This is a genomic window from Vagococcus sp. WN80Y, from assembly GCF_059621045.1.
The window spans coordinates 50,032-62,929 of the sequence record NZ_JCAQHY010000153.1 but is presented as its reverse complement, the minus strand read 5'-3'; the positions used below and the strand labels follow the sequence as shown (position 1 = coordinate 62,929).

The window sequence follows — 12,898 nt, the reverse complement described above, 5'->3', positions numbered from 1 at the left end:
AATAAATCCTCAAGATTCTGTCGCTTAACTTTTTATTTTCCTTTGTTCGATTCGAGTCAGTTCGGGTTAATCTTTCATAATAACTTGAACGGGGAAGTTCAAGTAGCTGGCAGGCTCTAAAAATAGTCATATTTCTTGATAAATGATGAACCGTATCAAGCAATGTCTTATCATCTATTTTTTTGCGAATATGGTTAAGACCTTTTTTAGGATGTCATTATCCTCCTTAAGTTGAGCCATTTCTTTTTTCAATTTAAGAAACTCGGCTTCCGTAACGCCATTCCATATTCACTTGCCAATTGTTCTACCGAGCTGCCTGCGTGATAGAGGTCAACAATCGTTTATTTGTACTCTTCAGTAAATCGTTGTTTTGCCATTTGAAACATGTCCTTTTCTTCTTAGGTATAATTCTACCAAAACGTGTCCATGATTTCATCCTAGCATCACTAGGACATATCTAGAGTATAGTGGTGAAGATGTATACTTAGTTACTTGTTCTAACCTAGAAGAACAGAGCGTCATTTTCGACAATATTGACACAAAAAATATTAAAGAAATTATACAGTAATTTTTTGCTAATAATTTTGGTGTCAATTGACTCTTTGTTGGAATAAAAAGAAGCTAATGTCAATAGCGGTTTAAAAATGGATCTTTCCCTTTTTTGTTGAAAATCTTGATATACTAGTAAATAAAATATGTGGGAGGGATTTTTTATGACGTTTTCGCTTCCAAATTTTCAATGTACATCCCATAAGGAAAAAGAAGGTCAATATTTCTTTTATGGAAAATTGAGCCGTATGAGTTGTTTATGCCCTACATGCCAGATTGAATCATTGACTTATAAACTGGCAAATTCCATTAAGACATCTTAACTAAATATTTTCAGAAATATACATACATTAAAACAGAGAGTAGACATGTGATGATGATAATAGCTGTCGAAATGACAATATGCTGTCTTTTCTTCATGCTAACAATGGCTACGAATTCTCTAAGGAATGCATTTGGTAAAAAATAAAAAGCGGTATGTGCCCCTTGTCCTTCAATCTTTAAATGTGCTTTGCGCGCAATAAGGGCCGCCCTAAACACGTGGTAATTGTTAGTAGTGAAAATTGCTTTATATGGTAATTGGAGGGCTTCCTCGTCCATTATTTTTTTTGAAAAAATCATATTTTCATAAGTGTTTTTAGACTGAGTGTCTGTTAAAATAAGGGCTTCAGGTATCCCTTGTTTGATTGCAAATTGCTTCATAGCAAGACTTTCTGCAATTGTTTCATCGTTTCCTTGACCACCAGACATGATAAGTTTTGGCGCAGCCATTCCACGATCAATTTGAGTTTGATAGATAGTTATAGCCAACTCAATTCTACTTTTTAATAACGGTGGGACGTTCTTTCCATTAATTAAGCCTGATCCTAAAACAACAATAAAATCGACAGGAAATCTCATCGGATTAACATGATAAATAAGAGAAATAGTAAGGAAATTATAAAATATCAGAAAGAAATAGCCAATTAGAACTAACAAACCACTAACTAGTATAGCAGCCCAAATTGGCAGACTAAGAGCCCAATAAGAATAGAGCATGATTCCTATACTTAAGGCTATGGCTAGAATTAATGTAAGTATGTTAGAAAGAGAATGAGATTCTCTTTTTAAAACAGTAACTCCATTCCAAAAGAGGAAACCAATGAGGACATAGAGCCCCATAACAAGTAAGAACATAAAGAATGCACTAACTATCTCTAAAATAACTAGAGTCACAATGTTTCTAGTGGTCAAAAATAGCAACGAGATATAAATGAGAATACTCAAAATAAAAATATTAAATAGCATTCCATTTATCAATCGCTTCTTTTCTAATCGATAACTTGTAAAAAAAAGGCTGAAAGTAATGATTGGAATAAAAAAATAAACCGTGTGTGATAGTATTTCTAAATATAAAAAATAACTGGCCAAATATACAAATGAAAACTTTAAATAACTAAATGAAAAATCTGGTAGTAATTTTTTCTGTTTTACCCCATAAATTAAAGCTAAGCCAACACTATAAATGAGGATAGGGACAAACAACTCTGACATTCAAACTCTCCTTTTTTACTACTCAATTTAACAGAAAACTAAATAAACGAGATTAGTTTACGGCAATTAGTTTATCAGAGATAAGTCGATTAATAAAGGAAAGTGATGCAGAATTGATTTAAATCGTTACACAAGGAATATCTACCAAGGCATTAGTTTAAACAATATAAGGTTTGTCTTATATTTAAAGTAGTGACAGTGAGGACACTCTATAATAAGGCTCGAATAGTTTATTAAGTAACTGTCAAGAAGAGAGTGAGCGACAAAGAATGCCTTTGTTTGCGCAAATTATGATAGATAGTAGGAGAGAATATATAACGGAGTTTGGGATGAAGGTGGTCCTTATTGCGCGGAAAGCACATTTAAGGATTGAAGGACAAGGGGCACATACCGCTTTTTATTTTTACCAAACGCATTCCTTAGAGAATTCGTAGCCATTATCAGCATGAAGAAAAGACAGCGTATAGTCATTTCGACAGCTATTATCATCATCACATGTCTACTCTCTATTTTAATGTATGTATATTTCTGAAAATATTAAGTTAGAGTGTCCTAATCGAATTTGTCAGTTTGTAAGTCTTTAAAGGTGATGCCATCATCGTTCCGCTTATCAACAGTTTAATCGTGTTAGATAAGCGGAATTCAGATCATAAATAACTCTTTTTGTCAGTATGATGCTAACAAAAAGAGTTATTTACGATGAGTTAATTTTGAAATAAGCAAAGCTGAGATTGGAATCACACAAAATATTTTTTTATATACATGATGAAAGAAGTGACTGAGATCACGATACCAAACCACTTGTGATAATCTGATGAGCTCTTTTTGCTCCTTAGCTGCTCAATTAGTCTTATTACCTCATTACGATAATAAACGTATACTGATTATTCCTCACTTTTAAACGTATCTAACATTGATGTCAGCCAAGTCTCATCTTCAAGATAAGCTTCTTCTGCTGTGGCTACAATAATCAGACAGTTATTCCCTGATTCTAATAAGTAAAGACGCCCTGAAAATCGCTCACCATCAACTTCAAAGTTAAAAGAAGTCTTCTCCCCACTCAGCCCCCCTAAATTGATTGAAGAAACCGTATCTTCCTCTTCTTCACCACCTATTTCTTCCAAGAATCCTTCTAAAAAAATCTCTCTAAGCTCATCAAAACTATCAAGCCCTTCTCGATCAAAGTAATCAACAAAAACTTCTGCTTCCTCATTTTCAATATCAAAAGGATAATCATCGTCATCCACATTCTCAAACTCATTTGACACCCTCATAGAATAAGTTTGACCATCTATGTCAAAGACTTCCTTTCGGTTCTTACTGCTAGTTTCTAACTGACTCGTTTCACTGGTTTGTTCCACCTGCTTAGTTGATGTTAATGTTTCAACTTCCTCATTCTTTTTAGCCCCACATCCTGCTAAAAGTAATACACCGATACTTACTCCTATTAATCGTTTCATCTTACACTCCTCTGTTTGGCAGTCTTACCTATCGTTATTTTCGTCTCTTTTTTATACATCTAATCCTTAGTAATCACTCACAAAAGACCGGATGTTCGTTTATAATAATTCAAGTGAAGTTGAGTACTCCAGCTAATCAGCTTCACTTGTTGCTGTTTTAATAGCTTTAGTACACTAGCTATCGTCTCTGCTTCTCTCCCAAACACCTCCAGGCTTGCAATCACTACCGTGTCTCCTGGTACAAGTTTCGCCATCAATCGGTGAAATTCCTCTTGATTCCCCCTTCTTGAGTGTTCAATAAAAATCGTGTCACACTGATAATCAGAGACGATTTTTAATTGATCATTCGTCGGTAAAGGCTGCTTTCGTTTCACATACCCATATGTTGCCATGAGTCACCTTCTTCTTTTAATCACTTATCTCCTCTAAGTTTTGCGTATTTGTGAACTGTCCCTAATGACACACCTGTTAGCTGAGAAACTTCACGTAGCGTCCTTCTTTCCTTATGTACCATGTGCTCAATTTGGGTAATGATCTCATTATCAATACAGGGTCTACCACCAATGACCCCTTTCTCCTTCGCCTTATCTAGCCCAATATGCGTTCGTTTTGTCATTAAGCGTCGTTCTGCTTCGCCAAATTTCTTTAATAGAGACACATACTCACGGTCTCCCTTTAACTCTTTATCTAAAAAATGAATCGCCACTTGATGGGCCATAATCAGCTCTCCGAGCTTCTCCCAACGACTGATAGGTAGTCCAATACTCGTGCTATCTACCAACACCACCTGATCGGATCTATGGGACAATAAAAATGTTTCGCATTGCTTTAGTAAGAGAGGACTAGTAGCGCCTTTGGCTTCAAAGACCAACTCACATCCTCCCTCTTCTTTTAACCTAAGGTACTCTTCCTCATAATTTGCCGTGTATCCAATAATCATCCTCTATTCCTCACTTCAACCAGACTTAGATTCGCTGGGTAATTTTACTCAATAGATGGTATTTTCGCTAATGATTGACTGGTAAATGAAACACTCCCATAAGGAGGATGAGCCAGTACATCTTGAAGCTGATCACTAATAGTCGCCCAGTTAGTCAATTCACCGTATACCTCACGTGACATCTTGACTCGCTTCTTGAAAAATGTTCGTGTCACCTGGTTGAGTAACGATTTTCCTTCATCATGTTCTAAAAAATGTCTTAACTCCGATTGATACTTGAAATGATACCAACCATCAGGATACTCATGTATATACCGATCCCAAACCCATGCTAAAGTTTCCACTGATTGCTGCATGGTTCGATACTCATCCATGGTCAGTTTTATTTTTACCATGATCTCTGGCTTCCTTTCTTCTCGTTATTTCCCTTGAATTAATCGCCTTTAGAATCCATGTAAGAGAAATACACAATTAACAAGGTGGCAATGCCACAAATAATCAACTGGACCACCACATTCTCCGTATAGTTCTGCGCCAATTTTAAACACATTACCGTAATGAAAAAGATGGCGACCAATGACAAGGTACGTTTCACCTGATCCACTTGCTTTTTTATCCGAAAGACGGTCGCCTTTGACACGCCCATTTCTTTGGCGATTTTTCTTAAGGAATGATGCTGCAACACCCTGCCGACAATTTGCCGATGGATCGAACGTCCTTCTAAATTAGACGACCAAAAACGGTATTTCGTTGCTTCATTGACTGACTCTCTTCCTATTGACACCACCTTTAGTTTTGAGTGAAATGCCTCTTCGTTCCTCTGTACCCAATCTAAGGGAATCAACCAATCTTTTAAGGTCACTTCTGGCGATGCAATAACTATCAATTTAACTTTTTGTTTTTTTAACTGTTTAAGAATGTCTACTAATAAGGCATAGTTACGACTAATATGCTCCAAAGATGGAATGATAAACGTGTCTCCCACTTCCAAAAAACTCAGCGCTTCACTTAATTGACTGTGTTCATTTGTCACTGTCTCTTCAACAGCGCTGGAATCGCTAAAAAGCTCCTCAACTTCGTAGCTCTCTAGTTGCTTGAAGTAGCGCGAGACATCCTCTTTTTTAGTTAGGCGCCTTGCATATCCTACTTTCATCTGTGTCTACCTCCTTCCTACTTTTTTAGCTTGTTAGCCTCAAAAAAGCTCCCTTCTTACTAAAAAGTACTAACTTCAAATAAGAAGGGAAGCTTCCATTACGGATGTGTCACGTCATATGGAGTTGTATTGCCATAATTCCACCCATAAAAACTTAAGTCAGTTCGTTTAGCAACGGTTGGTTTCAAATAAATCGTCACCCAATAATCTGACAATCCGCTATAGTCCAACTCAATGTTACCTGTGACATGTTTGCTAGATAGATGTTCTTGGCTTAATTTTGTCTCATCTGTTGATTTAACATATCCTACGTATTCATAATAATCTGGGATCATGTAATCGACCGCCACTTTCGTCGTCTCTTCTAATCTAAAGTTAATCGTCTCAAACAACGTTGCTTTAATCTCACTTGCTGTATCGATCGTGGTTGACGGAGCTGTGCCATTAATTTTTTTGCTTTGCGGTAAGCCAATATCAACATAGCCAACCTTCGGTACAACCAACCCATCTACTGGCTGTAAAATAACTTGTCTCACATGAAGCCCTGTTGTTTTAAGGGTTACATCTGCCTCAGCTTCTTTTTCCTTATCAGGATCTAGGAAATCTTGCACTGTAATCTTAGCCCGATTAGTGATCACATTCTCCTCTGGCGTCTTGACGATTTTCGCTTTAAAGTTAACCGTCACACTTTCTGTCTCCTGCTGATTGGCATAATTGACTGTCAAAGTCTTTCCAGACCAATAGGTTGTTTCATCTGCCACTGTAACAGGAGTTCCTCCAATGATTAAGGATCCACTGATGTATTCCAACTCAGTCGGTAAGGTATCGGTTAAAACACCTGAGCTGATTTGGCCACCACCGGCTAAGTTTTTCGCCGTCAACGTATAAAGTATCTCATCGCCGTAATTAGCTGTTGTTGGCGTTGCTACCTTGGTTAAATCTGGTTTAGCTGGTACTTCATTAGACACATCAGACTCTTTTCCACCCGAATCTTCAATGGTCTTACCTTCTGCATGGGCAATATTAATAATCTTGCCTGAAGCGTCCGGTTGAATATCTACCTTGAACTCCACCATCACGCTCTCATCTGGACCAATCAAATTCCCGACATTGGTGGTCAAGACACCACTCATAAACTCCGTATCAGCCAATGACACAGTTGTGCCATTAACTTGTTTCAACTTCAGGCTCCCTAAAACGAATGTCAAACCATCGGCCAATGTATCTGTTACTACAATATCCTTCACAATAGAATGTTCTTGGGTATTTTTCACTAGAATTTGGTACGTGATTCGATCCCCGACAGCGACATCCTGTTGATTAATATCATTGCCTTTACTGTTAAGCACTTTTTTTTCTACTACTAGATTCGTACTGTGAGTCAGACCTAGATTGACATTTGGTAGCGTAGGAGCAACTTCTGTAATAGCATCTATTTCTGCATGCTCATAGTCACCACTTAAATAATATTGACCTTCTTGGCGACTTGCTGACACCTTATTTGTTATAGCTTCTGAAGTGAGTGGATCTGTGTCTTCTTTAGTAATGAAATAGCCATTATCTAACTGATCTTTAATATTAAAGCCGACAACATAAGTCCCAGCAGCTAAATTATCAAACCTATATTTGCCATCCACTCCGGTAGTTTTCCCTACTAAGCTATCTCCAATCAGATTCTCTGTCACTTCACTAAGCGACCCATCAGCTAAACGTTGATAGAGCTTCACAGGAACACCTGCATGAATCGGTTCTGATGTTTGTCGAAGACCATCATAATTAGAATCAAACCAAGCTAATCCTTCAACGCTGCGGTTAACCACATCAGCCGAAATACCATCACTTGTTACCAAATTATTTTCAGAAGAATTACCTGTTGCTCGGTTTAAATAATGATTTTCCCCAACATTGCCTGAGGTCTTAATATTTAAGGTCACCTCTGCTTGATCGCCACCTGTAATCCAGCTTGAAATTGGGTCTCTTGCCCATAAAATAATCGCTGTTGTATCTTCGGGTAAAGCTCCGCTCGTATACTTAGTCCAGCCCGAATTTAAATTAATAGAATTAGGGTTAGTATTTCTTGCTACAGCTTGATTCGTGTAATACACCTCATCATTGGGTCGTGCAATAACTAACGAATTCACTTTATAGCTACCTGCATAGTTATTTCCTAAATCATCACCACTTTTAGGAAGCACATCCAATATTTTCAAATTCTCAATATTTTTATCTGTTCGAACGTCAGAATACAGCTTGTATTGAAAGGTCGTATCTGGTTCGATATAAGCGGCACTCGCACTCTTCTTGATCCCCCACTCCTTTTGTATAACATAATCACGACCCACAGACATACTTGTTCCAGAGGGATAATAAACTTGGAGGGTCTCGTCACTTAACTTAGACTCATAGCGAACATTCAATCTTGAATAAGGCTCAGTAGCATTTATAAACGTTAATTTGGATTCATCAATCTCCGTATATAAATTAAAATTACTCGTCACGATAGTTCCTTTTGGAGCTGTCGCAGGTCGGGTGGATTTAGCAGTCCAGGTGATGGTCGTTTCCTCTGAGACTGGATCAACCGTCACTTGATAAGTCAAATCGCTAATCAAAGCTTGATCTGACCCCTTTACAGGAACTATTCCTCTACTTTCATCCCATGTAACTCCCTTAGGTAAAATAAGCTTATAATCCATCATCAAAGGTTCATCACTTACTTCTCTTACCATATTATAGACATTAACTATTGGCTTGTTATAATTTGGAGCATATTTTCCACCGGAATTAGCATTATTCAGCCCCATAGCGATAGTATTAACTCGTCCTATTAGATAGACATGGTCTTGATACCCATCACCTTTAATATAAGGATAGGTAGGATCTATTGAAAATTGACCGCCTAAACCATCTATTTTTCCTAAAAGTAGATCTGGCGCTTGGAAGGTCCCAGGTTGTGTCACGTCCTCAATCGTTGCAATTTTAGCCGTTTTCGCTTCATCTTTGTACGCATACGCGTAGTTAGCTGAAGTGAAACGATAACCATCTTTGGAATATCCACCTATTGCATCTAGATTCAGGGAAAAGCTAAGTGTACCACCACTAAGAGCCCCTTCAACCCACTCTCCATTATCAAAATATTGTAGAACAGAGTCCACACCACCATTTGTATTAGCTTCGGCAACGGTATCGTACCAAAGATAATCCTCCTCCATATACGCTCGCAACTTTTCTGGCGAGTAATCCCCACCATGAGTGGCTTTCAGCACCCCGTACTTCGTTTTACTCGTCGTGGTAGTCAAACCATCTGTGTAAGAAACTGGCGTAGCCTGTATAGCAGTTACAAGCCCCCCTGTAAATTTAGTTAAAAAGTGAGGGTCTACCACATTGGAAGCACTACGTGTAACACTTAAACCATAAATATTTGGAGAAACTGCCATCAAATTTAAATTCTTAGCCCGCTCATTTACTGGAAATGTCGTATTGTACGCTAAACGTGCATCTCCTCGGACCGGCGGGGTATACGTCCAATTAGCTGTAACAGTGTTACCATTATTAGTGATAACACTGTCACCATCCTCTACGGTAAACTTCTCAACTGTAATATGTTGTTTAAGATAATCGGCTAAATTATCTACTGGGCTATACATCATAATCCCTGCATTGACGATTCCAACAGGTTGCCATGTTCCCAGACCTTGTGTGCTCCATTCTTTTACCTTAAAAGTAAAAACATACTTGCCATTCCCTAAATCGGTCACCTCTGGCGTATCATAATACGTGTTTTTAAAGGCTGCTAAACCCGCAGTTGATGTAGTAGGGGTATAGATTGGATTACCATTTTTAGCAAACTGAACATCCTTTGGCGTCACCCCATCTGACTCCCACTTATAAGAGTCAAATTCTGTAGCTGAATCATAGCTAACTCCCGCTATCCCAACTCGATAAGGCTTTTGAATATTAGGTACAGGTCCATTCGCATTTTCCACGTTAGTCGAGACATAGACCTTAACCTCGTTATAGCCTTTATCGGTTTTCTTTGGAAATGTTCGACCTATATAGTAATCAGCATATGCTCCTGGATTATATTTATTCAATGCAATCCCTGCTGCCATTTCTTTTATTCGACCACCATAATATGGATCAAGAGGGTCATTAATCTTAGCAATTTTCTGAAACGAGGACTCAAAACCAGCTGAGGTATTAACTCCTACCATCGGCTTCAAATCAACTTTTGCACTAGTCGTAATAGACGGCATTTTCGCTTCTTCAATGCTCTTCCATCGCCATTGAGCCTCTGGTATATTTATACCATCTGCCCCTATAACCGCAATTCTCAATTGTGGCTGTAACGTTTTCCCTTGAGGTGCCCATGGAAAAGTAATCATAATACTTTTATTTGTATCTAATCCTGTATTAGATACCTCAAAATCTGAATAAGATCCAAGTGAGGTAGGGTCAGGATTTGGTCTTTGTTGATACCCCCCTACGATTTTACGACCATCAAAATAAGCATCCGGATATTCCAGTACCACCCTAAGCCTTACCTTTGAATACGAAGCTCCCGATAACGTATTGGTACTAACACTATAATTGTACGTTGCACTATCATTACTTCTGACAATATCATTATCTGGACTGCTGTCATGGCCGGGTGCATCATCTGCATCGAAGGTCCCACTTCCTGTCTTCACTGATTGAAGAGTAAGACTATATATTTGGATATCTTCTGCAATCTGGGCAACAGTTGCTGCTTTAATTCGCTCCGCCTGTTTGGTTATAATCAGCGCCGAGGCTCCCACAAGTAAGAGACTTAGCACAGCTATCAATAGTTTTTTTAACGAAACGTTTCTTCTTAACTTCATATCTGGCTACCTCCTACTCTTTGATAGTAATTACGGTCTCATTAGAAGACCGTTTGACTGTTTTTGATGGGTTCTTTTGTGTCACTTCTTTATTTACTTGCTTCTCTTTTTTCTGAGAGGTATCTTTATTACCTAAGATTCCCCACATAATTAGCCCAACGCCCAATGCTCCCACACTTAAAAAGAGGAGAGCTTTAGTCATTAGAGTTAATTTTTTTTTCGGTTTCGTCATGTTGTGTCTCCCTTTTTTAGTCTGCTAGGGCCGTCAGCTTTCCATCGATTGCCACTAACTCTGTATCTGATGCCTCTGGGGCGACTCCTTGCCACCATGCCTTTTGGTAAGATACCTTATTCGCAACGGATACTTCTGCTTTGATGTTTAAAGTCAGCTTTCCTTCACTCACACTCTCTGGTACGCTAATCTTCGTAAATAGAGCTGGGGTTTCTTTCCCCGCCGCTAGTTTCCCAAGGTAATAATAAAAGCCGTCTTCCCCTTTTTTCCATTCTGTTGTGTTCAGATCTTGTACCAACTCATCGGTTGAGAGGGCCTCATGAAGTCCCTTGTTTGACACATAGACTGGCTGAACAAACAGTCGAACCATCTGATTGACCTCACCCGTGTTTGTCACTGATATTGGTCGCTTGACTTCTTCTTTCACTTCGATAGCCGTCACCGCTTCTTTATCCGTCACAGAGACACTCAGATTACCGATAGCATGCTGAAGCTCTGCTTTATCCTTACTCGTAAAATCCGCACCTGTTGAGGGAATACTCTGGCTAATCATGAGAAGAGAAACACCAATTGATAACACAAGTGCACATATTTTCTTTTTCATTGTTTCCCCCTTTTCTAGTAAAGCTTGGCCTCAAGCATTTGATACGCTTTACTCGTTTGACTTAATCCCCAGCCGTCTACTAGCGCTGCCTTTGATTGTGTATAACCCACTAGCTCACCTTTAATTTGATACAAACCCGCTTTTAGATTATTCGGTGCTTCTGCATTCAATGTCGTTGATATAACCAATAGCTCGGTCTTTTCTCCTGCCGGGATAACTTCTGAGTAATAGAAGTAGCCGTCCTCATATAACCAATAATCTGTTTGGATTGGATCAGAACTGATCGGCAAGCTTTCCTTTATGTGTGTGTCATTAAAACTAATAGCGATGGCTCTCAAATAGTCATTGCGGTTAGCCAATTGATCATAGGCAAGGTTAGCCCGATGTACCGCTTCGGCTTTATAATAGTGTGTCCCTGTTGAGAGCTTAAAGGTATTGCCGACCACCCAGGTACTTGTATCCTCGCTATCAATCGCCGTGGTACTGCTGGTATATTCCTTGACATGCCCATTTCCTAGTTGATCCTCACTGTCTATTTCAAATGTCAACAATAGCTCCTCTAAGGAGACTCGCACGATACCAGGGGAATCGGCTAAGTTTGCTACTGCGACATCTCGTTTCACTGTTGAATTAGGTCGCCACTCTGCTTGCGTCCCTAAATACCCGGTAAATACCATTTCTAATCGGGTCGTTTTAAATCGATTGACCTTTTCATCCGCCGTGGTATACCACGCATATGTACTACCGATTACCATCACGATCCCATACGCTAAGGTCAGGATGGCCATCAACCCTTTGAAGCGTCGCTGTTGTTTCTTTGATCCACGAGTTCTCATCTTTGCCACCCTTCCTATTCCTTGATTTTTTTATCATCTTTTCGTTTCTTTTGTATCAATAACACGACTGTTATTAAAAACAAGCCTGCACATACTCGGTACAAGAAGTTTTTCCAGTCTTCTCCTGTCTGAGGTAATAGACCAGGTTTTGGTTTAGGAGTCGGTTTGGGCTTAGAAGTTGGAGTTACCATGTCTCGTTCTGCTATAAAATCCCATGCAATCAAGGCTTCATTAACGCCTTTTAATGCCTCTTGATCAACCGTGCCTGGTAGTAAAAACGTCGCTTTGATAACAAGCTCTTTTCCATACGCTACACTGCCTAAACTTAAGGGAGTCTTTCCCCAATCTAGCTCCTCATTTCCAAGCAAAGTTCCCTTGTAGAGAGAAGTCTCGCCACTTGTAATCTCAACCTCTATTTCATTTGCCAACGCCAGTTCTCCTATTTGTTTGTCTAGTCGACTGATCACTGATAATTTAAATGGGTCACCTTCTACGGTATTGAGAATTTTGATGTCTTTGGTATAAGGCACGCCTTGTTTCATGTCAACAATATCAACAAAGTATTCCCCGTCATCTTGCACAAAAACGCCCTCATTATCACCAATGATTAAACCTTCAGGGAGCTCCTCACCAGATACGCGTGTGCTAAAAAAGAAAAGTCCTAAGAGACAGACCACCCCAACTATCCATTTCGTTTGTTTGTTCATTCTTTTTACTGCTCCCTTTCAAGTT

At 39.0% G+C, this 12,898-nt stretch carries 11 protein-coding genes; all 11 read right to left on the bottom strand.

Going from position 1 to position 12,898, the window contains the following annotated elements:
• Positions 1 to 882: 882 nt before the first annotated feature.
• Positions 883 to 2,082 (bottom strand): YdcF family protein, encoded by a 1,200-nt coding sequence (locus AC5KOD_RS12030; protein ID WP_496914810.1) that lies wholly within the window; start codon positions 2,080 to 2,082, stop codon positions 883 to 885.
• Between the two features lie 884 nt (positions 2,083 to 2,966).
• On the bottom strand, positions 2,967 to 3,542 hold the full coding sequence (locus tag AC5KOD_RS12025) for a hypothetical protein (RefSeq protein WP_496914809.1): 576 nt from the start codon (positions 3,540 to 3,542) through the stop codon (positions 2,967 to 2,969).
• Between the two features lie 77 nt (positions 3,543 to 3,619).
• Positions 3,620 to 3,934, bottom strand: coding sequence for a recombinase family protein (locus tag AC5KOD_RS12020; protein ID WP_496914808.1), 315 nt, complete (start codon positions 3,932 to 3,934; stop codon positions 3,620 to 3,622).
• 20 nt (positions 3,935 to 3,954) lie between these two features.
• Positions 3,955 to 4,482 (bottom strand): hypothetical protein, encoded by a 528-nt coding sequence (locus AC5KOD_RS12015; protein ID WP_496914807.1) that lies wholly within the window; start codon positions 4,480 to 4,482, stop codon positions 3,955 to 3,957.
• 44 nt (positions 4,483 to 4,526) lie between these two features.
• On the bottom strand, positions 4,527 to 4,877 hold the full coding sequence (locus AC5KOD_RS12010; protein WP_496914806.1) for a hypothetical protein: 351 nt from the start codon (positions 4,875 to 4,877) through the stop codon (positions 4,527 to 4,529).
• A 38-nt stretch (positions 4,878 to 4,915) separates the two neighbouring features.
• Positions 4,916 to 5,635 (bottom strand): recombinase family protein, encoded by a 720-nt coding sequence (locus AC5KOD_RS12005; protein ID WP_496914805.1) that lies wholly within the window; start codon positions 5,633 to 5,635, stop codon positions 4,916 to 4,918.
• A 98-nt stretch (positions 5,636 to 5,733) separates the two neighbouring features.
• Positions 5,734 to 10,494: an isopeptide-forming domain-containing fimbrial protein gene (locus AC5KOD_RS12000; RefSeq protein ID WP_496914804.1), complete on the bottom strand. Its 4,761-nt coding sequence runs from the start codon at positions 10,492 to 10,494 to the stop codon at positions 5,734 to 5,736.
• 13 nt (positions 10,495 to 10,507) lie between these two features.
• Complete coding sequence (locus AC5KOD_RS11995; protein WP_496914803.1) at positions 10,508 to 10,726, bottom strand: hypothetical protein; 219 nt, start codon at positions 10,724 to 10,726, stop codon at positions 10,508 to 10,510.
• Between the two features lie 16 nt (positions 10,727 to 10,742).
• Positions 10,743 to 11,330 (bottom strand): hypothetical protein, encoded by a 588-nt coding sequence (locus AC5KOD_RS11990; protein WP_496914802.1) that lies wholly within the window; start codon positions 11,328 to 11,330, stop codon positions 10,743 to 10,745.
• A gap of 14 nt (positions 11,331 to 11,344) precedes the next feature.
• On the bottom strand, positions 11,345 to 12,166 hold the full coding sequence (locus AC5KOD_RS11985) for a BsaA family SipW-dependent biofilm matrix protein (protein ID WP_496914812.1): 822 nt from the start codon (positions 12,164 to 12,166) through the stop codon (positions 11,345 to 11,347).
• A 14-nt stretch (positions 12,167 to 12,180) separates the two neighbouring features.
• A complete protein-coding gene (locus tag AC5KOD_RS11980; protein ID WP_496914801.1) occupies positions 12,181 to 12,873 on the bottom strand; it encodes a hypothetical protein in 693 nt (230 codons plus the stop codon).
• Between the last annotated feature and the right edge of the window lie 25 nt (positions 12,874 to 12,898).

Excerpts from the sequence above, each read along its gene's own strand:
- AC5KOD_RS12005 (WP_496914805.1), bottom strand. The coding sequence starts at position 5,635 with ATGAAAGTAGGATATGCAAGGCGCCTAACTAAAAAAGAGGATGTCTCG.
- AC5KOD_RS12020 (WP_496914808.1), bottom strand. The coding sequence starts at position 3,934 with ATGGCAACATATGGGTATGTGAAACGAAAGCAGCCTTTACCGACGAAT.
- AC5KOD_RS11995 (WP_496914803.1), bottom strand. The coding sequence starts at position 10,726 with ATGACGAAACCGAAAAAAAAATTAACTCTAATGACTAAAGCTCTCCTC.
- AC5KOD_RS11990 (WP_496914802.1), bottom strand. The coding sequence starts at position 11,330 with ATGAAAAAGAAAATATGTGCACTTGTGTTATCAATTGGTGTTTCTCTT.
- AC5KOD_RS11985 (WP_496914812.1), bottom strand. The coding sequence starts at position 12,166 with ATGAGAACTCGTGGATCAAAGAAACAACAGCGACGCTTCAAAGGGTTG.
- AC5KOD_RS12000 (WP_496914804.1), bottom strand. The coding sequence starts at position 10,494 with ATGAAGTTAAGAAGAAACGTTTCGTTAAAAAAACTATTGATAGCTGTG.
- AC5KOD_RS12025 (WP_496914809.1), bottom strand. The coding sequence starts at position 3,542 with ATGAAACGATTAATAGGAGTAAGTATCGGTGTATTACTTTTAGCAGGA.
- AC5KOD_RS12030 (WP_496914810.1), bottom strand. The coding sequence starts at position 2,082 with ATGTCAGAGTTGTTTGTCCCTATCCTCATTTATAGTGTTGGCTTAGCT.
- AC5KOD_RS11980 (WP_496914801.1), bottom strand. The coding sequence starts at position 12,873 with ATGAACAAACAAACGAAATGGATAGTTGGGGTGGTCTGTCTCTTAGGA.
- AC5KOD_RS12015 (WP_496914807.1), bottom strand. The coding sequence starts at position 4,482 with ATGATTATTGGATACACGGCAAATTATGAGGAAGAGTACCTTAGGTTA.
- AC5KOD_RS12010 (WP_496914806.1), bottom strand. The coding sequence starts at position 4,877 with ATGGTAAAAATAAAACTGACCATGGATGAGTATCGAACCATGCAGCAA.